Origin of the sequence: Azospirillum sp. CT11-132 (genome assembly GCF_047302835.1) — a bacterium.
Taxonomy (GTDB): Bacteria; Pseudomonadota; Alphaproteobacteria; order Azospirillales; family Azospirillaceae; genus Azospirillum.
Window position 1 is genome coordinate 413,460 of sequence record NZ_JBGLZA010000001.1, and the last position, 23,241, is coordinate 436,700.

19 protein-coding genes are annotated in these 23,241 nt (G+C 68.8%); 7 read left to right on the plus strand and 12 right to left on the minus strand.

Annotation, left to right across the window (positions count from 1 at the left end; translation table 11 throughout):
* Positions 1-94: 94 nt before the first annotated feature.
* A complete protein-coding gene (locus ACCD06_RS01815) occupies positions 95-1,615 on the minus strand; it encodes a malonate--CoA ligase (protein WP_413338312.1) in 1,521 nt (506 codons plus the stop codon).
* Between the two features lie 339 nt (positions 1,616-1,954).
* On the opposite strand from ACCD06_RS01815, the gene ACCD06_RS01820 reads away from it, so the two are divergent.
* Complete coding sequence (locus tag ACCD06_RS01820; protein ID WP_413338314.1) at positions 1,955-4,954, plus strand: LodA/GoxA family CTQ-dependent oxidase; 3,000 nt, start codon at positions 1,955-1,957, stop codon at positions 4,952-4,954.
* A 47-nt stretch (positions 4,955-5,001) separates the two neighbouring features.
* Positions 5,002-6,141, plus strand: coding sequence for an NAD(P)/FAD-dependent oxidoreductase (locus tag ACCD06_RS01825; protein ID WP_413338316.1), 1,140 nt, complete (start codon positions 5,002-5,004; stop codon positions 6,139-6,141).
* Positions 6,142-6,251: 110 nt separating this feature from the next.
* Here ACCD06_RS01825 and ACCD06_RS01830 read toward each other — a convergent pair whose 3' ends face one another.
* Entirely contained in the window at positions 6,252-7,151 is a 900-nt protein-coding gene (locus ACCD06_RS01830; protein ID WP_413338318.1) for a LysR family transcriptional regulator, read from the minus strand.
* A 107-nt stretch (positions 7,152-7,258) separates the two neighbouring features.
* On the opposite strand from ACCD06_RS01830, the gene ACCD06_RS01835 reads away from it, so the two are divergent.
* Positions 7,259-8,692: an aldehyde dehydrogenase family protein gene (locus tag ACCD06_RS01835; RefSeq protein WP_413338320.1), complete on the plus strand. Its 1,434-nt coding sequence runs from the start codon at positions 7,259-7,261 to the stop codon at positions 8,690-8,692.
* Here ACCD06_RS01835 and ACCD06_RS01840 read toward each other — a convergent pair.
* The 4 genes from ACCD06_RS01840 to ACCD06_RS01855 form a co-directional block, all read right to left on the minus strand.
* Positions 8,689-9,600, minus strand: a complete 912-nt coding sequence (locus tag ACCD06_RS01840; protein WP_413338322.1) for a ParB/RepB/Spo0J family partition protein — start codon at positions 9,598-9,600, stop codon at positions 8,689-8,691. The genes ACCD06_RS01835 and ACCD06_RS01840 overlap by 4 nt on opposite strands.
* Entirely contained in the window at positions 9,590-10,603 is a 1,014-nt protein-coding gene (locus ACCD06_RS01845; protein WP_109150984.1) for an AAA family ATPase, read from the minus strand. Before ACCD06_RS01845 ends, ACCD06_RS01840 begins: the two co-directional genes overlap by 11 nt.
* 114 nt (positions 10,604-10,717) lie before the next feature.
* Positions 10,718-11,488, minus strand: a complete 771-nt coding sequence (locus ACCD06_RS01850; protein WP_413338324.1) for a ZIP family metal transporter — start codon at positions 11,486-11,488, stop codon at positions 10,718-10,720.
* Positions 11,489-11,491: 3 nt separating this feature from the next.
* Positions 11,492-12,469: a cation diffusion facilitator family transporter gene (locus tag ACCD06_RS01855; protein WP_109074721.1), complete on the minus strand. Its 978-nt coding sequence runs from the start codon at positions 12,467-12,469 to the stop codon at positions 11,492-11,494.
* Positions 12,470-13,328: 859 nt separating this feature from the next.
* Here ACCD06_RS01855 and ACCD06_RS01860 point away from each other — a divergent pair.
* Positions 13,329-14,258 carry a replication protein RepA gene (locus ACCD06_RS01860; RefSeq protein WP_109074722.1) on the plus strand — a complete coding sequence of 310 codons (930 nt, stop codon included), beginning with the start codon at positions 13,329-13,331 and terminating at the stop codon, positions 14,256-14,258.
* 89 nt (positions 14,259-14,347) lie between these two features.
* On the opposite strand, the gene ACCD06_RS01865 is transcribed toward ACCD06_RS01860, so the two are convergent.
* The gene (locus ACCD06_RS01865; protein WP_413338327.1) at positions 14,348-15,196 is read right to left on the minus strand and encodes a LysR family transcriptional regulator; all 849 of its coding nucleotides are present in this window, start codon (positions 15,194-15,196) and stop codon (positions 14,348-14,350) included.
* Between the two features lie 116 nt (positions 15,197-15,312).
* Here ACCD06_RS01865 and ACCD06_RS01870 point away from each other — a divergent pair, with 116 nt between their 5' ends.
* Positions 15,313-16,320, plus strand: coding sequence for a zinc-dependent alcohol dehydrogenase family protein (locus ACCD06_RS01870; protein WP_413338329.1), 1,008 nt, complete (start codon positions 15,313-15,315; stop codon positions 16,318-16,320).
* Positions 16,321-16,445: 125 nt separating this feature from the next.
* On the opposite strand, the gene ACCD06_RS01875 is transcribed toward ACCD06_RS01870, so the two are convergent.
* Positions 16,446-17,591, minus strand: a complete 1,146-nt coding sequence (locus ACCD06_RS01875) for an HPP family protein (RefSeq protein ID WP_413338331.1) — start codon at positions 17,589-17,591, stop codon at positions 16,446-16,448.
* A 202-nt stretch (positions 17,592-17,793) separates the two neighbouring features.
* Between ACCD06_RS01875 and soxR the strand changes: the two genes are divergently transcribed.
* Positions 17,794-18,249 carry a redox-sensitive transcriptional activator SoxR gene (gene soxR / locus ACCD06_RS01880; RefSeq protein ID WP_109074726.1) on the plus strand — a complete coding sequence of 152 codons (456 nt, stop codon included), beginning with the start codon at positions 17,794-17,796 and terminating at the stop codon, positions 18,247-18,249.
* A gap of 135 nt (positions 18,250-18,384) precedes the next feature.
* Positions 18,385-19,572 carry a D-alanyl-D-alanine carboxypeptidase family protein gene (locus ACCD06_RS01885; RefSeq protein WP_413338334.1) on the plus strand — a complete coding sequence of 396 codons (1,188 nt, stop codon included), beginning with the start codon at positions 18,385-18,387 and terminating at the stop codon, positions 19,570-19,572.
* Between the two features lie 48 nt (positions 19,573-19,620).
* On the opposite strand, the gene ACCD06_RS01890 is transcribed toward ACCD06_RS01885, so the two are convergent.
* From ACCD06_RS01890 to ACCD06_RS01905, 4 genes are read right to left on the minus strand one after another with little or no spacing between them, the layout of a single operon-like run.
* Entirely contained in the window at positions 19,621-20,358 is a 738-nt protein-coding gene (locus tag ACCD06_RS01890) for a 2-keto-4-pentenoate hydratase (protein WP_109074728.1), read from the minus strand.
* The gene (locus tag ACCD06_RS01895; protein WP_413338336.1) at positions 20,355-21,452 is read right to left on the minus strand and encodes a LacI family DNA-binding transcriptional regulator; all 1,098 of its coding nucleotides are present in this window, start codon (positions 21,450-21,452) and stop codon (positions 20,355-20,357) included. Before ACCD06_RS01895 ends, ACCD06_RS01890 begins: the two co-directional genes overlap by 4 nt.
* A 12-nt stretch (positions 21,453-21,464) precedes the next feature.
* The gene (locus tag ACCD06_RS01900; protein WP_413338338.1) at positions 21,465-22,403 is read right to left on the minus strand and encodes a 2-hydroxyacid dehydrogenase; all 939 of its coding nucleotides are present in this window, start codon (positions 22,401-22,403) and stop codon (positions 21,465-21,467) included.
* Between the two features lie 30 nt (positions 22,404-22,433).
* A complete protein-coding gene (locus ACCD06_RS01905) occupies positions 22,434-23,222 on the minus strand; it encodes an amino acid ABC transporter ATP-binding protein (RefSeq protein ID WP_371306752.1) in 789 nt (262 codons plus the stop codon).
* Positions 23,223-23,241: the final 19 nt, after the last annotated feature.

Genomic DNA, 23,241 nt, shown 5'->3' on the forward strand with positions numbered 1-23,241 from the left:
TTCGAAAGGGGTATGGCGCGGCAGAAGGCCGAGCATTGCTCCCGCCGCAGACGGCGGACAAGCGATTTCTTGGGGACCTCGGCCGGAGTTCCCCTTACGCCCCGAAACGGCCCTTGTTCGCCTCCCGCAGCAGGTTCTTCTGCACCTTGCCCATAGCGTTGCGCGGCAACTCGTCGACGAAGGCCACCGCCTTCGGCACCTTGAAGTTCGCCAGCTGCTCTTTGCAGGCGCCGACCACCGCCGCCTCATCGACCGCGGCCCCCGGCCGGCGCAGCACCACCGCCATCACCGCCTCGCCGAAATCCGGGTGGGGGATGCCGATCACCGCCGATTCCACCACGCCGTCGATGGCGTCGATCACCGTCTCCACCTCCTTGGGGTAGACGTTGAAGCCGCCGGAGATCACCAGATCCTTGGCGCGGCCGATGATGTGGACATAGCCGCGCTCGTCGATCCGGCCGACATCGCCGGTGATGAACCAGCCGCCGGGGCGGATCTCCTGCGCCGTCTTCTCCGGCATCCGCCAATAGCCGGAAAACACGTTCGGCCCCTTCACCTCCAGCACGCCGATCCCGCCCTCCGCAACCGGCTCCCCCGTCTTCTCGTCGGCGACCCGCACCGACACCTCGGGCAGCGGGAAGCCGACGGTGCCGGGGATGCGCTCGCCGTCCAGCGGGTTGGAGGTCAGCATGCCGGTCTCCGTCATGCCGTAGCGTTCCAGAATGGCGTGGCCGGTGCGCTCCCTGAACTCCCGGTGGGTGTCGGCCAGCAGCGGGGCGGAGCCGGAGATGAACAGCCGCATATGCGCCGCCGCCTCCCGCGTCAGGCGCGGATCGGCCAGCAGACGCGTGTAGAAGGTCGGCACCCCCATCATCACGGTGGCCCGCGGCAGCAGGCGGAACACGGCGTCCGGATCGAACTTGCCGAGGAACAGCATGCCGGTGCCGTTCATCAGCACGCAGTTGGTGGCGACGAACAGGCCATGGGTGTGGAAGATCGGCAGGGCGTGCAGCAGCACGTCGTCGGGCCGGAAGCCCCAGATGCGGTGCAGGGTGGCGGCGTTGGAGGACAGGTTGCGGTGGCTCATCATCGCCCCCTTCGACCGTCCGGTGGTGCCGGAGGTGTAGAGGATCGCCGCCAGATCGTCCGCCGCGCACGCCACCGTGTCGAACTCCGGATCCAGCCCGGCCGCCCGTTCCGGCAGGCTGCCGTCGCCACCGGTCCCCAGCGTCAGCAGCGTGTCCACCCCGGCGCCCGTCGCGGTGTCGGCCAGCGCCGCCTCGTTGGCGGCCGTGCAGACGAAGACCTTCGGCTCGGCATCGCCCAGGAAATAGCCGACCTCCGCCCTGGTATAGGCGGTGTTCAGCGGCAGATAGGCGGCCCCGACCCGCAGGCAGGCGAGATAGAGGAAGACCGCCTCCGGCGACTTTTCCACCTGCACCGCCACGCGGTCGCCCTTGGCGACGCCCAGCTCCGCCAGCAGCCGGGCATAGCGGCCACTGATCTCCATCAGGTCGCGGTAGCTGTAGCGGCGGCCGGACTCCAGCTCGATGAAGCTGCTGTCGGCATCGGCGGGAAAGCGGGCGGCGGCGATGTCGAAGAAGTTGTCGCTCATTCTGGTCGGACCTCTGCGGAACGGATTGTCCATCATACACATCAATGGGGCAGGGGAGCAGCGCAACGCGGGGATTGTGGGACGTCCCACATGCGAACCTCCGGATCACCGGCACGAACAGTGGTGGGCTTTCTCAACTCCGGCAGCATCCCATCACCCTCAACTCTCCCGCGCGCGAAAAATGTGCGTCCACCCGATTATTTACGGTGGAAACCCTTGAAGTGCTCGCGTAAGCACGAATCACGAAGCGGGAAAATCATCCAACGAACACAACCTCCCGCGCCAGACATGCCCACCCCACCCCGGCAGCGCCGCCGGACGGTACAGGAGACGGAGCGAATGACCGCCAAAGACCCCAACAAGAGTCCCCCCTGCTTCGACTGCGCGACCAACGCCACCCAGCGGCTGGACGAGATGTTCATCGCCATGGGCCAGATGAAGCGCATCGCGCTGGGCCAGAAGCCGGCGGAACGCGCGGTGTTCCGCAAGCTGCACGGGGCCGCCCATGGCCGTCTGGTGATGGATCCCAACCGGCCCGAGGCGCTTCGCGTCGGCGTCTTCGCCAGGGATGAACTGCCGGCCTGGATGCGTTTCTCCAGCGACACCAGCCCGACCTCGCCCGATCTGGGCTCGACGCTCGGCATCGGGTTAAAGGTCTGGGGCGTCGATGGCGTCAACGCGCTGGGCGAGACGGGCGACGTCGCCGACTTCATCATGCAGAACTTTCCCGTCTTCTTCGTCGACAACGCCGAGGAGATGTGCGAGTTCACCTATGCCGGCACGGTCCTGAAGGATTATCCCGGCTATCTAACCAAGCACCCAAAGACCAACGACATCCTCGACGCCATGTCGGCCCAAGTCGACGGCAGCGTGCTGACCACCCAATATTGGGCGATCCTGCCCTTCGCCTTCGGCCCCGACCATTACGCCAAATACTCGCTGGTGCCGGAAACGCCGCCGCCCGGCCACCCGGCGGTCAATGTCCCGACCGACGACAAGAACTATCTCGCCACCGACCTAGCCAACCGGCTGCTGGAGGACGAATACCGCTTCACCTTCATGGTACAGGTGGTGCCGAAAAGCGCCGGCTATCCGCTGGACAAGGCGACGGAGGAATGGCCGACCGACCAATACCCCTACCAGCCGGTGGCGACGCTGGTCCTGCCGAAACAGGACGTCTGCGCCCGCGGCCAGGGCGACTATGGTCAGGAACTCGCCTTCAACATCTGGCGCACGCCGGTGGAGCAGGCGCCGCAGGGCAGCATCGCCGCGGTGCGCAAGGTCGTCTACAACCACGGCGCCGACGTCCGCCATCAGGCCAACGGCCAGCCGCTGCAACAGCCGACGCAGCCCCGCGACCAAGCACCGCCGCTCCCCAAGGACGACTGCATCGTCAAGGCGGTGATCCACCCGCCCATCGGCATCGCCCGCATCGGCAACGCGCCGGAGGGCTATGTCGTCGGCCCCGAAGTGCCGAACCCGAAGCCGCTGATGGCCGGCGACGACCCGGCGCGGAACCCCTACCGTGACGCCGAAGGCCGGCTTCTGCCGCAGGCGGCGCGCTTCCGCATCTATGGCGTCAACGCCATGGGCCGGATCGTCCGCGAGCTGACCGCCACCGACAGCGGTGCCGACATCACCTGGAAGGTCCATCTCGCCAACAAGAAGTCGGCCTGGTACGGCTTCCAGCTGGCGCTCGACATTCCGGAAGCGGCGTCGGCCGACCCGACCACGCTGCGCAACCCGACCGTCGCCGACCGTCAGGCGCTGGTGCTGGATGCCGGCGAGCATGCCATCCACGCCGGCCATGGCCGCCAGAGCCACGAACTGGTCGCCGGCAAATTCATGCACCAGGGCGACCCGGTCTATCTCGGCCGCATGTGGTGCGAGAAGGGCGACCATCGCCTGCTGGTCACCGGCGGGCGCGGCAAGTCGGCCTCCTACAACGGCACCAAGGCGATCACCTTCGGCAACAACGAGGGCTGGCACGACGACACCTCCGACGGCCCGGTCGATGCGGTGGTCAAGCTGAACGGCATGGAGCTGCCGGTTACCCCCGCCTGGATCGTCGTCGCCCCGCCGAACTACGGGCCGCAACGCAAGTCCGTCCGCACCATGTGGGACCTGATGCGCGACGTGGCGATCCAGGCCGGAACCCTGCCGAAGCCCGCCCGCCCGTCCTTCACCCACGACATCTACCCGGTGTTCGAGCGGATGACCGGCCTGCAATGGGTCAATGCCGGCTTCGCCGCCGGGTTCGGCTGGAACTCCGCCAACGACTTCACCAAGCCGGAGTGGATCGCGCGGCTCAGCGACCGCAGCCTCGCCAACCAGGAAACCCGGCGGGTGCTGAAGAACTCCTTCCGGCATGACGCGGTCGACAGCTGGTCGCCGACGCCCTGGCCCTGGGTCTATGGCGACGCGATGAACATCCCGCCGGCCGAGACTCCGCGCCAATACACCTCGCTGACCCAGACCCAGCTGGAGTTCCTCGACCAGTGGGTCGCCGGCGATTTCGACGACGATTGGGGCAAGGTCCCGGTCTACACCGACTTCGATCAGGTGCCGCTGGACGAGCAGGGCGACGTGTTGACCCGCGCCGCGATGGACTTCTGCCTTGCCGACGCCTTCCATCCCGGCTGCGAGATGACGTGGCCGGTGCGCGCCGCCACAATGTATATGGAGCCGTTCCGCTTCGCCCATGCGCCGAAGGGCTGGGTCGAGCCGGGCCTGGGCGCCATCCTGTCGAGCGACACCGTGACCATTCCCAACGGCCCGCTCTATGGCCAGCTTCCCGGCGGCATCACCCGCTGGATGGCGGTGCCGTGGCAGACCGACACCGGCAGCTGCCGCTCCGGCTACGATGCCAGCTACGACCCCAATGTCCCGACCTTCTGGCCGGCCCGCGTGCCGAACGAGGTGCTGACCCGGGAGAACTACGACATCGTGATGGATGCCGCCCAGCCGGCCCAGGTGCGTCTGGCCGCCTTCGCCAACCGCGCCGCCTGGGTGGCGCCGCTGGGCACCACCAGCTACACCGACCAGATCAACAACATGATCCGTCACTTCGACCATCTCGGCGTCGTCGAGGTCAATCCCGGCCCGACCGATCCGGAAGGCGCCAAGCTGTTCCCGCCGCTGATCGAGGTGGAGGACCAGCACATCCCCATCCCCGACGTGGACGACACCGTCGACACCAAGGCGGTTCGGGCCGCCCACCGCACACTGTCCAGCAAGGCGCCGGCCCCGTCGGGCGGCGGTGGCGGGCTGCGGGCGACGCAACCGGTCGACCTCAGCCGGATCGACAAGGTCCGCCGCTTCCCGCGCGGGCTGCGGTGATTCGGGTCGGTACGCCCGTAACAGGCGGGTCGGAGACGGACAAGGCCGTGGCTCGTGCGGTTGGGGTGGATGCGGTCGTGGTCGGGGCAGGCCCCGCCGGGACCACCTTCGCCCTCAACCTCGCGCCGCTGCACCGGGTGCTGGTGCTGGACCGGCGGGCCGGCCCCGCCGTCCGCATCGGTGAATCGCTGGCCCCGGCGGCGCGCCGCCTGTTGAGCGACATGGGGCTGTGGGACGCCTTCCTCGCCGAAGACCACTCCCCCTGCCATGGCGGCCGGTCGGTCTGGGGCGGGCCGCTGCCGGTCGAGGCCGACAATCTGCGCGACCTTGACGGGCCGGGCTGGCACCTCGACCGCGGCCGGTTCGACGGCTGGCTCCGCCGGGTGGCGGCCTCACGCGGCGCCGTCCTGCAGATCCCGGCCCAGCTGCTGTCGGTGAACAGGGCAGGGGAGGGCTGGCTGCTTGAGGTGGAGACCGCCAGCCGCCGCCTTCCCGTCCACGCCCGCCTGCTGGTCGATGCCGGCGGGCGGGGCTCGCCGCTCGCCAAGCGCTTCGGTGCCCGCCGGGCGGTGTCGGACCGGCTGGTCTGCGGCTGGGTCCATGGCCGGGACGCCCCCGGCCGCCAGTCCGGCCTGACCTGGATCGAGGCGGAGCCGGACGGCTGGTGGTACAGCGCCCCATTGCCCGAAGGTCGCCGGGTCGTCGCCTTCCACACCGACGCCGACCTGCCAGCAGCGGCGGATGCCCGCGACACGGCATCGCTGCTGCGCCGGTTGTCCGGCTGCTCCGTGCTTTCGGACTCGTTGCGCGCCTGTGGTTTCGAACCGGAGGGGCAGGAAGAGGGGAGGGGCGGTTTCTGCGCCGCCCACAGCAGCACCTTGTCCCCCGCGTCCGGTGAAGGCTGGCTGGCGGTCGGCGATGCCGCGCTGGGCTTCGACCCGCTGTCGTCGCAGGGCATCTTCAACGCGCTCTACACCGGCTTGGCCGCGGCGGAGGCCGCCCACCGTCATCTGTTCGGCGATCCCGGCGCACTGTCTGGCTACGCCGCCGGCCTGACACCGATCCGCGACGCCTACCGCGCCCATCTGCGTGCGTGGTACGGCCTGGAACGCCGCTGGCAAGACCGCCCCTTCTGGCAGCGGCGTCTCTCAATCCCCCTCTCCCCCCCGGGGAGAGGGTCGGGGTGAGGGGGATGCACGGCGGGACCTTCGTGAAAGTCCTGCGGCGCTTCCCCCTCACCCTAACCCTCTCCCGGGACGGGAGAGGGACATGATTGTGGGACGTCCCACATCGCCCTCTACCGTCCGCCCCCAAACTCCCGCACCAGATCCACCAACGCCCGCAGCCCCGGCGGCAGGTGGCGCCGGCCTGAATAGTAAAGGCACAAGCCCGGAAACGGCTGCGTCCACTCCCCCAGCACGCGCAGCAGCCTCCCGGCGGCAATGTCCTCGGCGACATGCCATTCCGCCAGATAGCCCACCCCCATCCCCGCCCGCACGGCCTCAAGCATCAGATCCGGATCGTCCAATATCAGCGGCCCGCTGCCGTCGATGGCGACCGTCTCGCCATGCCGCTCGAACTCCCAGCGATAGAGCGCGCCGCTCGGCAGCCGGCTGCGGATGCAGCGGTGCCCGGCAAGGTCGGCCGGCGTGGCCGGCAGGGAACGGCCCGCGAAATAGTCGGGCGTGCCGACCACCGCGAAGCGCAGCTCGGGACCGAGCGGGATGGCGATCATGTCCTGCGGCACCTGTTCCGCCAGCCGGACCCCGGCATCGAAGCCCTCCAGCACGATGTCGACCAGCTTGCCTTCGGTGACGATGTCCACCGTCATCTCCGGATAACGGCGCAGATACTCCAGGATGACCGGCTTCATGATCATCCGCGCGGCTCCGGCCGAGCTGTTGATGCGCAGCGTACCCGCGGGGGATGCCCGATGGTCGGACAGCCGGTCGATGGCCGCCCGGAGATCGCGCAGGGCAGGGGCGGTATCGGCAACGAACTGCTCCCCCGCCTGGGTCAGCGCCACGCTACGCGTCGTCCGGTGGAACAGCCGCACCCCCAGCCGCTCCTCCAACGCCGCGATGGCGTGGCTGAGCGCCGAGCGCGACATCCCCAGCTCGGCCGCCGCGGCCCGGAAACCGCGATGCCGGGCGACCGCCTGCACGGCCTCAAGCTCGGCCAATCCAGTGAGTGACATTGTCCCGATCCGTTCACCGATTCATGCGGGATTGTCCACCTTATCACCCGCCAGGCCGTGTGCCACCTGAATGGCCGACACACACCGGCCATTCCGCGAGACCAGTCATGCACACCATCGAGACCATCTATATAGACGGCCGCTTCGTCACCCCGCACGGGACCGAACTGTTCGACCTGCACAATCCGGCGACCGGCGCCGTCACCGGCCGCGTCCGCCTTGCCGACGAGGAGGATGCCCACGCCGCCATCGCCGCCGCCAAGCGCGCCTTCCCCGCCTTCTCCCGCACCGGCAAGGCGGAACGGATCGCCATGCTGCACCGGCTGGGCGATGCCGTCGCCGCCCGGCGCGACGATCTGCTGGAAGCGGTGATCGAGGAGTATGGCGCCCCGACCTCGCGCGCCGCCTTCATGGTCGATCATCCGGTGAACGCCTTCCGCGAAACCGCCGCGCTGCTGGCCGATTACCCCTTCCTCCGCCGCATGGGCACGGCCGAGGTCAGCATGGAGCCGCTCGGCGTCGCCGGGCTGATCACGCCGTGGAACAGCAACGCCGGCTTCATCTGCGGCAAGCTCGCCACCGCCATCGCCGCCGGCTGCACCGCCGTGATCAAGCCCAGCGAAATGAGCGCCCGCCAGACCCAAATCGTCACCGAGGCGCTGCATGCCGCCGGCTTGGCCCCCGGCCTGTTCAACATCGTGACCGGCCACGGCGACCGGGTGGGGGCGGTGATCTCCAGCCATCCCGATGTCGCCAAGATCTCCTTCACCGGCTCCACCGCCACCGGCAAGGCGATCCTGCGCGCGGCTGCCGACACGCTGAAGCGGGTGACGCTGGAACTCGGCGGCAAGTCGCCGACCATCATCCTCGACGACGCCGACCTGTCCCGGGCGATCCCGCTGGCGGTCAACGCCGCCTTCATGAACAGCGGCCAGGCCTGCATCGCCGGCACCCGCCTGCTGGCTCCGCGCAGACGCCTCGCCGAGATCGAAGCGCTGGCCAAGGCGGCCGTCGAAGCGGTGCGCGCCGGCGACCCGCGCGATCCGGCGACCACCGTCGGCCCGATGGTCAGCCGGACCCAGTGGGAACGGGTGCAGCGCTACATCCGCATCGGGGTGGAAGAGGGCGCGGTCCTGCTGGCCGGCGGAGAAGGGCGGCCAGAGGGCCGGCCGGAGGAGACCGAAGGCTGGTTCGTGCAGCCGACCCTGTTCACCGGGGTCCGCAACGACATGACCATCGCCCGCGAGGAGATCTTCGGCCCGGTCCTCTCCATCATCCCCTATGACGACGAGGAGGAGGCGATCGCCATCGCCAACGACACCGTCTACGGCCTCCAGGCCTATGTGCTGTCGGGCGACACCGCCCGCGCCCGCCGGGTGGCGGAGCGAATCGTCGCCGGCCGCGTGCTGATCAACAGCCTGACCCACGACCCGAAGGCGCCCTTCGGCGGCTTCAAGCAGTCCGGCATCGGCCGCGAATACGGCAGCTTCGGCCTCGACGCCTTTCTGGAACCCAAGGCGCTGCTGGGGGAGGGCGTCTAGGCGCCCGCTTCCCCGTCCAGAATGGCGTCGATCTCCGCCCGCAGCCGCATCAGCCGGTCGCGGTTGTCGGGGTCGAGGAAGCGGCGCTGCTCGCGCACCACGGCCACGTCGCGCAGGATGCGCTTCACGCTGGCCTGCAAGGTCCGCATCGCCTCCTTGGCATCCGGCTCCTCAGCCGGCGCGTCTTCCACAGCCCCCCCCTGGGCATGGTCGCGCTTGGCCTGCCGCACCGCCTTGACGCTCGCCCCCTCCTTGGCGCGCTCCCACAGCCGTGCATGCAGCTCCGCGGGGGCGGCGGCGATCTCGATCATGACGGAGCGGGAGACATGGGCGAAGCGCGTCGCATACTCCTCCCGCATCTCGGCCGGCAGACCCATGATCGCCAGCAGCTTGGTCACGTCGGTGCGGTCGCGCCCGACCACGGCGGCCAACTCGTCATGGGTGTAGCCGTGCTTGTCGATCAGCCGGGCCAGCGCCGCCGCATATTCCACCGCATTCAGGTCGACGCGCTGGACATTGTCGATCAGCCCGATCTCGTCCGGATCGCCGGAGGTCAGAATGGCGAAGACCGTCTTGCGACCCAGCATCTCGTGCGCGCGCACCCGGCGCTCGCCGCCGATCAGCAGATACTCGCCCTGGGGCAGCGGGCGGACCAGGATCGGGTTCTGCAACCCATGCCGCTCGATGGACGATGCGAGGCTGCGCAGCTCGGCCTCGTCGAAATGGCGGCGGGGCTGGTCGGGATTGCGGTGGACGCGGGCGAGGTCAAGCTCGACCACATGCGGGAAGCCGGCGGAGGTGCCGAACAGCCGGTCGCTGCCCACCGTCAGCCCGCCGGCCATCGCGCCCGCCGGCTCGGCGGCGGTGCCCAGCAACTCGCGGGTCTTGCGTTCGAACTTACGCGACATGCGGCAACTCCCGGTTCTGGGCATAGGCACGGATCTGGCGCGCCACCTCGCGGAAGGTCTCGGCCCCCGGCGCCTTCGGATCGCCGGCCAGCGTGATCATGCCGGCCGCCGCCGCCTTGCCATAGACGGTGGCGCGCGGGATGGGGGCGAAGACCGGCACCTGATCGGCGTAGGATTCGTGCAGCTCCTGCAGCGTCGCGCGGTCCTGGGTCAGCCGGTCGTTGTACATGGTCGGGATGATGCCGGCGATGCGCAAGGACGGGTTCACCCGGCGGCGGATGCGGCCGATGGTGTCGACCAGCCGCTTGACGCCCAGCAGGGCCAGCGCCTCCGTCTGCACCGGCACCACCACCAGCTCGGCCGCCGACAGCGCGTTGGCGGTCACCAGCCCCAGGTTGGGGGCGCAGTCCATCACCACGAAATCATAGGCGTGGCGCACCTCGTCCAGCTTCTCCCGCAGGATCAGCCCGCCGGTGGAGTCCGCCGCCAGCTCCACGTCGGCATCGGCCAGCGACAGCCCGGCCGGCGCCAGATCCAGCCCGCGCTCCGCCGTCGGCATGATGACCGAGGTCAGCGGCTCTTCCGAGCGCAGCACATAATAGAGTGTCTTGCGCTGCTGCTCCAAAGCGACGATGGCAGCGTTGCCGATGCCGACATGGACGGTGGCGTTGCTCTGCGAATCGCAGTCGATCAGCAGCACCCGTGCCCCGCCCTCCGTCAGGGCATAGGCGAGGTTGACGGCGGTGGCGGTCTTGCCGACGCCGCCCTTCTGGTTGGCGACGGCAAGATAGGTGGCGGAGCGGGGCCGCTCGTCCGCCTTGTGGCGGGTCAGGAAGTCGACCAGCTGCTGCGGAATCCGCTCCGCCCCGCTTTCCCAGCGGCTGATCCGCGCCTTGGTATAGCTGCGGCCGAGCTGCGCGTTCAGCCATTCGGCGAACTGCGTCTGGTTCTCGCCGCGGCGCTCGCGCAGCTGGCGCATGTCGTCGCCCCCGATCGACAGCATTCCGATAATTCCCCTTCAGACTCCGGCGGCCCGCAGATGCGGCCGCGCGGAGTCTGAGCAAGTTGCCGGAACTTTGTCAATGGAGCCTGCGCGGAGTTGCCACAACAGACGCCCTCAGCCGCCCATCTTGGACAGGGTGAAGGCGGCGAGGAATCCGGCGACGGTGATGAAGCCGGCATAATCATGGGTCGCCTCGAAGGCTTCCGGGATCATGGTGTCGGCGATCATCGCCAGGATGGCGCCGGCCGCCACCGCCTGGGTTGCCGCGACCACCGCGTCGCCCAGCCCGGCGAACACCACATAGCCGAGCCACGCCGCCAGTCCGGAGATCAGGGCGATCCCCGCCCACAGCCCGAAAATATAGGCGGCGGATTTGCCGGCCTTGCGCATGCCGGCCGCGCTCGACAGCCCTTCCGGCACGTTGGAGAGGAAGACGGCGATGACCGCGACCATGCTGACCGCCCCGCCTTCGATCAGGCTGACGCCGATGACGATGGATTCAGGGATGCCGTCCAGCAGCGCGCCGATGGCGATGGCCAGCCCGTTGTCGCCGCCGGAGTTATCACCATCGGAGTCAGGCGCCTTCTGCTGCCCGCCCGACCGCTTGCGGTGCTTGCCGCCGGCCTTGGAGACGGCGACGTTGGCCAGCGTGTAGACCAGCGCCCCGCCGAGGAAGCCGAGCGCGGTGGCGATGAAGCCGCCGCGCTGGATCGCCTCCTCCATCAGCTCGAAGGACAGTGCGGAGATCAGGACGCCACTGCCGAAGGCCATCACCGCGGCGATCACGCGCTGCGGGATGTTGGCGACCCAGGCCGCCCCCGCCCCCAGCAGAAGCGCGGACCCGCTGAGCAGGCCCCACAGCCCGGCTTGAATCGACACTGGCATGGATCACCCGTTCCGGTTGGTTCTGTTGTCGGTCGGCAAGCCTGCCGCTCGCACTTCGGTGAAGACGCGGCGGATTTCCGGGAATCGCTCCGTCACCCGCCGTTCGATACGGGCCAGCGCCTGCTCCACCTGCCCGGCGCTGACCTCGTCCCGCACATCGAGACTGACGGTCACGATCACCACCTGCGGGCCGAGATGGATGGTCAGCACCTCGTTCACACGGTCGACGGCGGCATCCTCCATCAGCAGGGCGCGCACCCCGCGCACGAGGTCGGGGCGGGCGGACTCGCCGATCAGCAGGCTCTTCGTCTCATAGGCGAGGAAGGCGGCGGTGGCGGCCAGCACCAGCCCGATCAGGACCGATCCGATGCCGTCCCACACCGGCTGGTCCAGAACCAAGTCGGCCGACAGGCAGGCGGCGGCGATGAGCAACCCGACCAGGGCGGCCGAATCCTCGAACAGCACGATGAAGACGGTGGGGTCCTTGCTGGCATGGACGGTCTCGATCACGCCGGCCTCGCCCCGGCTGGCGTTGAAGGCGCGCAATGCGATGGTCCAGCTGATCCCCTCCATCACGAAAGCGATGCCCAGCACGACGAAGTTGATCCAGGGCGACTCCACCTGCTGCGGGTGCAGGATCTTCTCCACCCCCTCATAGATGGAGACCACCGCGCCACCGGCGAAGATCACCAGCGCCACGACGAAGGTCCAGAAATACAGTTCGCGCGCGTAGCCGAAGGGATGGCGCTCGTCGGGCGGCTTCTTCGACCGTTTCAGCCCGACCAGCATCAGCGCCTCGTTCCCGGTATCGACCAGGGAATGGACCGCCTCGCTCAGCATGGAGGCGCTGCCGGTGAAGACCGCCGCGACGAATTTGGTGACGGTGATCGCCAGATTGGACGCGATGGCGGCGAAGACGACCCTCCCCGATTCCCCGTCTTCGGCCCCGTCCGCCGGTGCCGTCATCGCATTCCGCGCCATATCGCCCCCTCCGCCCGGCCGAACCCCAGGGCAAGACAACTCCGCCGCCGCCGGCCGGTTCCCTGGCGGTGGGACGCCTGAACCTTGGTGACGCCCCGACGGCGGTACGGCCCGCCCGGATTTGAACTTTGGTGACGCCCCCAGCCGGACCGACTCGGCAAGACTCCTGAACTTTGGTGACGCGGAGCGGTTCAGCGGCGGTTCGGGGGTTTGAACTTTGGTGACGCCATGGGGTCCGAATCGACTCGACCGGCAGTTTGAACTTTGGTGACGCCCGGACAGTGCGGACCGATGATAGGAGACGGAATGAGCCTCCACCCAGGCCTCCACCCATCTCAGCGTCATTCCCGCGAAGGCGGGAATCCAGCCGTTTCAGTGACTTAGCCGGGGCGTTTCCTGATTCGCCGCCTTCGCGGGGATGACGGAAAGCCCATGCCGTCCGGCAGTCTGCGGACTGGGTCGCAGAACAGGCCCCTCGCACAGCCCGATCTTACCCGCTGGAATCCTTGAACTTTGGTGACGCACCACAGGCGCCGCGACCCGACTCCGCCCCCGAATCGACAAGTCCAGCGTCACCAAGGTTCAAATCGCCAAGCGATCGGCAGACCCGATTCGTCCACAGACCCCCGGTTTTTCCCCATGAACTCTGGTGACGCCATCCTTGAACTGTGGTGACGCGACTCGGACTTATCCCCTGAACCTTGGTGACGAATCTAATAGTTGGTTCCAAATAGCTTCCAATTAGCCTGCGTCACCAAGGTTCAAATTGCCTTCGGCGCGATCCGGGGTGTTGTATCTGGCAGGTTCGGTCACCGGCCCGTCACACGACGGTCATGGCGGCCAAAAGCGGGAGGTCGTCATGGGCAGCATTCATCGTTTGATCGAGACTCACGGACGCGACGGCGCGCTGGCCCTCGTTTCGGACGAGGAACGGCCCCTGATCGACATCGCCGCCGCGGTCCAGGCGGCGGAGAACGGCAAGCTCGGCATCACCTATGCCGGATTCTGCCAGACGGCGCTGCCCCACCGCCAGCTTCCCGACGACCAGCATTGGGAACGGCCGGGCCACAAGGTGAAGCTGGTGATCCAACCCGGCGTGATCGAGGACCGCAACGGCGTCACCCGCCGAATCGGCGTTCCCTATGGCAGCCGGGCGCGCATGATCCTGCTCTATCTGCAGACCCGCGCCATCCAGACCGGGAATCCGGAGGTGGAACTGGGCGGTTCCATGCATGATTGGCTGAAGCGCATGGACATCCCGATCTGCGGCAAGGCCTATCGTGACGTGGAGGATCAGGCAGCGCGCCTGTCCGCCTGCCATCTGACCTTCTTCACCGACGCCGACGGCGGCCGGCGGCAGAGCAAGGAATCGATCGTCGCCGACGCCATCCAACTGCGCCGCCCCGACGACCGCCAGGGAACCCTGTTCACCGAGACGGTGCGGCTCAGCGACAGCTTCTTCAAGGCGTTGCGCGAGCATCCGGTCCCGGTGGCGGAAGAGGCGCTGAAGGCGATCAGCGGCAAGTCGATGGCGCTCGATGTCTATATCTGGCTGGCCTACCGCCTGCATTCGCTGGACAAGCCGACGCCGATCACCTGGGCCGCCCTGCACGGCCAGTTCGGCGCCGGCTATGCACTGGTCCGCCAGTTCAAGACCAAGTTCATCCCGAATCTGAAATACGCCATGGCCGCCTATCCCGACGCCCGTGTCGAGGAAGCGGCCGAAGGGCTGATCCTCTACCCGTCGCGACCGCCGATCAACGAGCGGGTGATGGCGCGCATTGCCTGATCTCCTGCGGACTCCCGCCGCTGAACTTTGGTGACGCCGGTCCCGCCGATTCCTGAACTCTGGTGACGCTGCGCATCACAGGCCGGCGGTCACGAAAAGCGGTCGATCATCAGATCCAGCAGGGCGCGCAGGCGCGCCAGCCGGCGGAGATCCTGGTGATAGCCGACCCAGACATCGCGTCCGGGCGGCGGTTCGCCAAGGTCGATGACCTGCAACCTGTCCAAGGCATCGCCGATCGGGCGCGGCAGAACCGCCAATCCGACGCCGAAGGCCGCCATGGCGGCCTGGACGTCACGGTTGTTGCTGCGAAACGCGATGCGGGCGTTGGGCAGCATCCGCCGCAGCCATTCCACATCCGGCATGCCGCCGAAGGCGACGTCCATCGTGACCAGCGCGCAGCCCGTGCCGTCACCGACCTCCGGCGGCGGGCTGCCGACGATCCCGTATAGGGCGTAGTCGATCCGGGTCAGCTTGCGCTGCACCACTTCCGGCTCGTCAAACGGACGGATGCGAAACACGAGGTCGGCCTCGCGCCTGGACAGGCTCAGCAACCGTGACTCGGTCAACAGCTCCACCACCACACCGGGGTGGCGCCGCGTGAACTCGTGAATGACCGGCGTCAACATGTGCAGGCCGAACCAGTCGGAGGACGACAGCCGCAGGCTACCCTCCAGCCGTCCGCCTTGACCGGCCAGTTCGCGTTCCAGCGCAAGGCTTTCCTCTTCCATGCGCTCGGCATGGCGCAGCACCGCGGCCCCTTCGTCGGTCAGCACGAAGCCGTCGCTGGTCCGCTGGAACAGCGTGTGCCCTACCGCCTCCTCCAGCGCGCGCAGACGACGTCCCATGGTCGGCTGGGTCTGTCCGATCCGCCGTGCCGCCGCGCCGAGCGTGCCCTCGCGGGCGATCGCCAGGAAAATCCGAAGGTCGCTCCACTCCATGCCACATCATACAGAAATGAATGGAGATCAAACAGTATCGTTGTTTTTCAAACATCCACGTTGGGCACATCCTTCAGGACATCACCACGATGTTTCCCCCAACGAGGAGCAAGGCCATGTCCCGGAATCCGAACAACACGATGCGCGCGCTGGTGCTGGATGCGTATGACGCCCCGTTCCGGCTGACCGAGGTGGCGCGGCCGGTGGCCGGTCCCGGCCAGGTGCTGGTCCGCATCGCCGCCAGCGGCGTCAATCCGCTGGACACCAAGATCCGGGCCGGCGCGGCGGCCCACGCGAAGCATCCGCTGCCCGCCATCCTCGGCATCGATCTGGCGGGTGAGGTCGTTGGCGTCGGTCCCGGTGTCACCGCCTTCAAGCCCGGCGAACAGGTCTATGGCATGACCGGCGGCGTCGGTGGCCGGCAGGGCTCGCTGGCGGAATACGCCGCGGTCGAGGCCGATCTGCTCGCGCACAAGCCGGCGAACCTGACGATGCGCGAAGCCGCCGCACTGCCGCTGATCACCATCACCGCCTGGGAAGGGCTGGTCGACCGCGCCAATGTGCAGTCCGGCCAGACGGTTCTGGTCCAGGGCGGCGCCGGCGGTGTGGGCCATGTGGCGGTGCAGATCGCCCGTGCTTTCGGCGCGACCGTCTGGGCGACCGAATCGGCCGGGAAGTCGGCGCTGGTCGAACAACTGGGCGCCACCGCCATCGATTACCGGGCGGAAACGGTCGAAGCCTACGTCGCCCGTCACACCCAGGGCCGTGGTTTCGATCTGGTCTATGACACCGCCGGCGGGCCGGTGCTCGACGCCTCGTTCCAGGCGGTGCGGCGCTTCGGCCATGTGGTCAGCTGCCTGGGCTGGGGGACGCATGCGCTGGCGCCGCTGTCGTTCCGCGCCGCGACCTATTCCGGCGTCTTCACCCTGCTGCCAATGCTGACGGGGGAAGGGATGGCGAACCATGGCGAAATCCTGCGCCGGGCCGCCGCCCTGGTCGAAGCCGGCAAGCTGCTGCCCCGTCTCGATCCGCGGCGCTTCTCGCTGGAGCAGGCCGACGAAGCGCACACCGCCGTGACCGACGGCAGTGCCGGCGGCAAGATCGTTGTCGAGATCGCGCTCTGACTGCCGGGCTCTCCACCTTGGGCCGGCGGCCTGCTCGCACGCCGAACCGCCGTCACCAGAGTTCAAACGTCCGATTCCCCCTCCGCCCCAGGGTGGGCGAAGGGGGAGGGGGCAGTGGCGGACCGCTACGCCCGTCCGGCCGTCACGTCGCGCAGATAGCCGCGCGGCAGCGCTTCGGTCAGCCCATCCACTCCGGTCTGCACCGCACGGGCGAGCGCGGTGCGGGCCAGCACCACCAGCAGGTCGGTCTGGGTGACCATGCCGAGGATCCGGCGGTTCTGGTCGACGATCACCACGTCGTGGGTGCGGCCGTCGGACAGGCGGCCGAGCAGGCGGAAGACCGGCGTGTCGGGCAGCTCGGTCGCCGCCGGTGCCATCACGGCGCCGACGCGCGCTCCATGACGGGCGACATCACCGTGCGACAGCTGCTCGTGCCCGACGATGCCGACCAGTATGTTCTGCGCATCCACCACCGGCAGGGTGCGGAAGCCATGCTCCAGCAGCCGGGCGCGGGCCACCTGCGGATGGGTGTCCGGCGTGACGGTGACGAGGTCGCGCGACATGATCTCCCGGCAGCTGATGTCGACATGCAGCCGCTCCAGCGCGTGCAGCTCGGCATTGACCAGCAGGGTGCCCAGATCGTCGCGGCTGACGTCCAGCGTCTCGGCCAGCGTACGCAGCGCGTCGTCCACGTCGCCCTGGGTCAGGCCGGGGCGCAGCTGCGCCGGCGGATCGTTGGTGCGGTGGGTGTTGACCGCCCTGTGCGGATAGCGGTGGCCCGACAGCCGGTGGAACATCAGTCCGGCCGTCACCAGCAGGATGGAGTTCACCGCGACCGGGAAGAAGGCGAACTTGATGCCCATCTCCGTCACCGCCGGCCCGCCCAGCACCGCGGTCAGGGCGGCGGCGCCGCCGGGCGGATGCAGGCAGCGGGTCAGCGACATGGTGGCGATGGCCAGCGCCACCGCGGCGGCCCCGGCCAGCATCGGGTCGGGGATGACGCTGGCGACCAGCACGCCGACGACGGCCGACAGCGTGTTGCCGCCGATGATCGACCAGGGCTGTGCCAGCGGACTGGCCGGCACGGCGAACAGCAGCACCGCCGACGCCCCCATCGGCGCCACCAGAACCGGTGCGCTGGACATGAAGGTCAGCATGTTGCGGCACAGCAATCCGGTCGCGGCGATGCCCAGCAGCGCGCCGCAGCAGGCGATCATCCGGTCGCGCAGCGTGGCGCCCGGCAGGATCGGCCGGAACACAAGCTCACCCAATCGCGCCCCAAATCCCGCGAGGCGTTCCTGCAAGGCGGCAAACTTTCCCCTGCTCATTCGGTCCCCATCCCCCTCGTTGCACCATCCGGCCCGTTCGGGCAGCAAAGTTGGGCGACCCTAAAACCTCAACAGGACTTGAGGTCAAGCGGAAAAGCCGTCAGACTTGCGGGACGGAGGGTTGCAGGAAAGGGGAGGAACCGCAATGCTGTCACCTGAGGACTACGACAAGGACCTGACGGTGGGGGAGGTGGCGCGCCGTTCCGGCGTGGCTGTCTCGACCATCCATTTCTACGAGGCGCAGGGGCTGATCCGCAGCTGGCGCAATCCCGGCAACCAGCGCCGCTTTTCCCGCGACGTGCTGCGGCGGGTGGCGGTCATCAAGGTGGCGCAGCGGCTCGGCATCTCGCTCGCCTCCATCGCCGACGCGCTGAACGCCCTGCCGCAGGACCGCTCCCCCACCACCGCCGACTGGCGCCGCATGTCGGAGCGCTGGCGGGCGGAGTTGGACGACCGCATCGCCAAGCTGACGAAGCTGCGCGACAATCTGGACGGCTGCATCGGCTGCGGCTGCCTGTCGATCCGCGACTGCCCCCTGCGCAACCCGTGGGACGAGCTTGGCGACGCCGGCGCCGGCCCGCGGCTGCTCGACCCCGCCTGATCCTGCCCCCTGATCTTGGGCTCGTCCCACATTAAAATTGCGGCCCATACGAAAATAAGGGGTGAAGCCGGCGCGGCGATGGTTCATGGAAACGGCCGTCGAAAGAGCCATCCGTCACCTCAGAGGATCCGCAGGGTGATCGTCGCCAATCCGCCCCGTTCCGCAGTCCGCTCCGCCGCCCCGTTCCGCAGACCGCTCCGTCGTCTGGCCGCCTGCCTGTCGCTCGCCGCCGCCCTCCTGGGTTCGGTCCCCGCCATCGCGCTGACCCCGCCGGACACGGCGGCCAAGCAGGCCTATCTGGTCGATCTGACCAGTGGGGAGGTGCTGCTGGACAAGAACGGCGAAACCCGCATGGCGCCGTCATCGATGACCAAGATGATGACGGCCTATCTCACCTACGACGCGCTGGTCCATGGCCGGACGACGCTCGACACCGGCTTCCCGGTCAGCCAGACCGCCTGGAAGATGGGCGGCTCGCGCATGTTCCTGAAGCTGGGCAGTCAGGTGCGGGTGGAGGATCTGCTGCGCGGCCTGCTGATCGACAGCGGCAACGACGCCGCCGTGGCCCTGGCCGAGGGGCTGGCCGGCAGCCAATCCGCCTTCGCCGCGATGATGAACGCCAAGGCGCGCGACCTGGGGATGACCGACACCCACTTCATGAACGCCAGCGGCTGGCCGGACCCGGACCACTACACCACCGCCCGCGATCTGGCGACCCTCGCCACCCACCTGATCCGCGACTTCCCGCAATTCTACCATTACGAGTCGGAACGGACCTTCACCTGGAACGGCATCCGCCAGGGCAACCGCAACCCGCTGCTCTACCACCCGGTCAGCGTCGACGGCATCAAGACCGGCCACACCGAGGTCGGCGGCTACGGCCTGACCGCGTCGGGCGAGCGCAACGGCCGCCGTCTGGTTCTGGTGGTCAACGGCCTGCCCAGCCCGCAGTCCCGCAACGACGAGCCGACGCGGCTGCTCGACTGGGCCTGGAACAGCTTCAAGCTCTACCCGCTGCTGCACAAGGGCGAGCTGGTCGAACAGGCCCCGGTGTGGATGGGCGAGGAGGACAGCGTGCCGGTGACGGTCGCCGACGACGTGACGGTGACCATGGCGCCCGCCGACCGCAACAGCCTGCATGTCGTCGCCACCCTGGCCGAACCGCTGCCCAGCCCGGTCCATCGCGGCGACGTTGTCGGCAAGCTCCGCATCGACTATGCCGGCGCCGTCCGCCGGACGGTCGATCTGATCGCTGGCGCCGACGTGCCGGCCTCCAGCGGCCTGACCGCTCTCGGTCAGCGGCTGGGGCAGATCCTGCCCTGACGGGAAGAATGCCCTCTCCCGGGGCGGGAGAGGGCATTCTTCCCCCGCTCAATCCACCTTCAGCGTGATGGTGCCCATGGTGCCGTAGCGGGCGACCGACCGGCTGCCGGGCTCGACGAAGACGGTGCCGGTGCAGGATCCGGTGGTCACCACCTCTCCCGCATGCAGGCCGCCGAAGCTGCGGGTGCCGACATTGGCCATCCACACCAGCAGCCGGACCGGATCGCCGGCGCTGTTGCCGCCGACGACATCGACCTTGGTCTCGCCGTCGACCTCCAGCGTCACCGCCTCTTTCAACGGGTCGAGCGAGCGCCAGTCGGCGATGGCCGGCCCGACGATCAGGGCGCCGTGGTTGAACTGGTCGGCCATATGGCTGAGCCTGTCCTGGCTGCCGAACCCGGCGAAGCGGGTGTCGACGATCTCCCAGGCCGGATGGACGGACGCTACGGCGTCCAGCACCTCTTCGCGGCTGTAGGGCTGCTCGCGCACCGGCAGGTCGCGGGCGAAGCGGTAGGCGATCTCCGCCTCCACCCCGATGACCTGGAAGATCTTGGCTGGCAGATGGTCGGTGCCTTCGAAGACGGTGGCGGCGTTGATCGGCGCGCGGAACGGCTCGGCGTCGGGCGTGGCGGCGCCGACCTTCCAGGCGGTGACGGGGCCGAGGCGGCGGGCGACGGCATCCTGGATCGCATAGGCCTCCGCTTCGGTCGCCGGGCGGTTGTCCAGCCCGGTCAGCCACTGGCGGGTCTCGCGCGCGGCGATCAGGGCCTCGACGGTATCGGTCATGACAGGTCTCTGTGGTGAGGGGAAGGGGAGGGGGCGCCGCCCAGGGTGTCGCTGGGAGCGCCGCAGGATTGGCGGACGACCAGCCGGCTCGGCAGGATGATCCGCTCGGGCGGGCCTTGCGGGTCGGCGATCCGGCGCAACAGCAGCCGGGCGGCTTCCTGCCCGATCTGCCTTGCGGAGGTGGCGACGGTGGTCAGCGCCGGCCGGCTGAGTGCGGCCTCCGGCACGTCGTCGAAGCCGGTGACGGCCAGATCGCGCCCGGCCCTCAGACCGCGCGCCTCCAGCCCCAGCATCAAGCCGAGCGCCACCACGTCGTTGTAGCACAGCGCCGCCGTCGGCGGTTTGGCCCGGTCGAGCAGGGCACCCACCACTTCGGCGCCAGCCCGCCGGGTCAGCGGGCAGCGCAGCACCAGATCGTCGGCCAGCCCGTGCCGCCGCATCGCCGCGGTGAAGCCGGCATGGCGCGCCGCGTAGGCGGAATGGTCCAGCGTCCCGCCGACGAAGGCGATCCGCCGGTGACCCAGCGAGATGAGATGCTCGGTCACCGTCTCCATGCCCGCCTGGTAATCCACCCCGGCATAGTCTCTTCCCTGGTCGGACACGAAGCGCAGGGCCTGCACGCAGGGCAGCCGCCAGCGGTCCAACCGGTCGAGCAGCTCGGCTTGCGTTCCGGCGGCGGGGCAGAGGATCACCCCGTCGACATTGTGCTCCCGCATCCGCTGCAGGAATCGGTCCTGGCGCTCCGGCTGTTCGGCGGTGTTGGCGATGAAGGCGACGAAGCCTTCGGTGTCCAGCACGTCGTCCACCCCCGCCGTCAGCTCGGCATAGAAGGGGTTGTTCAGCTCGCAGACCAGCAGCCCGACCGTTTGGGTGCGGGCGGCGCGCAGGTTGGCGGCGCCGCGGTTGTAGATGTAGCCGAGCGCCGCCATGGCGGCCTGGACCCGCTCCCGCGTTTCCGCCGCCACCAGAGGGCTGCCGCGCAGCACCAGCGACACGGTCGAGCGCGACACCCCGGCATGGCCCGCGACCTCCGTCAGGGTGACGCTTTCCGGTTTGCTGGTGGCCGGCTTGCTGCTATCGGGCGCTCTGGCCACGGCGGCGGTGCCTCACACCACGGCGGTCGGCAGCGGCCGGCCGGCGAAGAAGGCTTCCAGATTGTCCAGCACCAGCTGGCCCATCGCCATCCGCGTTTCCACCGTGGCGCTGGCCTGATGCGGCTGCAGGACGACGTTGTCGAGGCCATAGAAGCCTTCCGGCACGTTCGGCTCGTCGGCGAAGACGTCCAGCCCGGCGCCGCCGATCCGGCCCTCGGTCAGGGCGGCCAGCAGCTCCGGCTCGTCCACCACGCTGCCGCGGGCGACGTTGATCAGCAACCCCTCCGGCCCCAGCGCGTCGAGCACGGCGCGGCCGACCATGTTGCGGGCATCCGCCCCGGCCGAGGCGGCGACGATCAGGATGTCGCTCTCGCGCGCCAGATCGACCGGCGAGGCGACGAAGCGGTAGGACACGCCGTCGCGCGGCTTGCGGTTGGTGTAGGCGATGGTCATGCCGAAGGCTTCCGCGCGCTTGGCGATGGCCTCGCCGATGCGTCCCAGACCCAGCACGCCCAGCCGCTTGCCGCTGACCTTGCGGGCGAGCGGCAGCTTGCCCTTCGGCCAGTTTCCGGCGCGGACGAAGCGGTCGCCCACCATCATCCGGCGCGAGGCGGCGATCATCAGCCCGATGGCGAGGTCGGCGACGTCGTCGGTCAGCACGTCCGGCGTGTTGGTCACCCGCACGCCGCGGCCGCGGGCATGCTCCAGATCGACCGCGTCGGTGCCGACGCCGTTGATGGTGACGATCCCGAGATTGGGCAGCGCCTCGACCACCGCCTTCTTCACGCCGGTCCCGCCGCCGGTGACGACGGCGCGCACCCGGTCGGCGACCTCAGTGATCAGCCGGTCGCGATCCGCAGCGGCGGACAGGCGGTGGACGGTGTAGGCCGCATCCAGCGCCTGCTCGATGGCGGGCATCATGGGTTCGACCAACAGGATTTCGGGCTTCATCGCAATTCGTCCTTGGTGGAAGAAAATTCCTCAGTGCGCCAGGATCTGGCCCAGGAAGCTTCGGGTCCGCTCCGATTTCGGATCGGTGAAGAACGCCTCCGGCGTGTTCTGCTCGACGATCTCGCCGCGGTCCATGAAGATCACACGGTGGGCGACCGACTTGGCGAACCCCATCTCGTGCGTCACGCACAGCATGGTCATGCCGTCTTCCGCCAGCCCGATCATGGTGTCGAGCACCTCCTTCACCATCTCCGGATCCAGCGCGGAGGTCGGCTCGTCGAACAGCATCACCTTCGGGTTCATGCACAGCGACCGCGCGATGGCGACGCGCTGCTGCTGGCCGCCCGACAGCTGGCCGGGGTATTTGTCGGCCTGTTCGGGGATGCGCACCCGCTCCAGATAGCGGATGGCGGTGGCCTTCGCCTCGGCCTTGGTCGTGCCGCGCACCTTCATCGGCGCCAGCATGCAGTTCTCCAGCACGGTCAGGTGCGGGAACAGGTTGAAGCTCTGGAACACCATGCCGACCTCGCGCCGGACGGTGTCGAGCTGGCGGTGGTGCGGGCCGAGTTCGACGCCGTTGACGGTGATCCGGCCCTTCTGGTGGCGTTCCAGCTGGTTGATGCAGCGGATCAGGGTCGATTTGCCCGATCCGGACGGGCCGCAGATGACGATGCGCTCACCCCGGTGGACCTCCAGGTCGATGTCCTTCAGCACCTGGAAATGATCGTACCATTTCTGGACGCCTTCCATGCGGATGACGACATCCGCGCTCATCGCGGGCGCGACGCCGTCGCGCGTCGGCTCAGACGCCATTGCCATGGTCGTAACCTCCACCGGG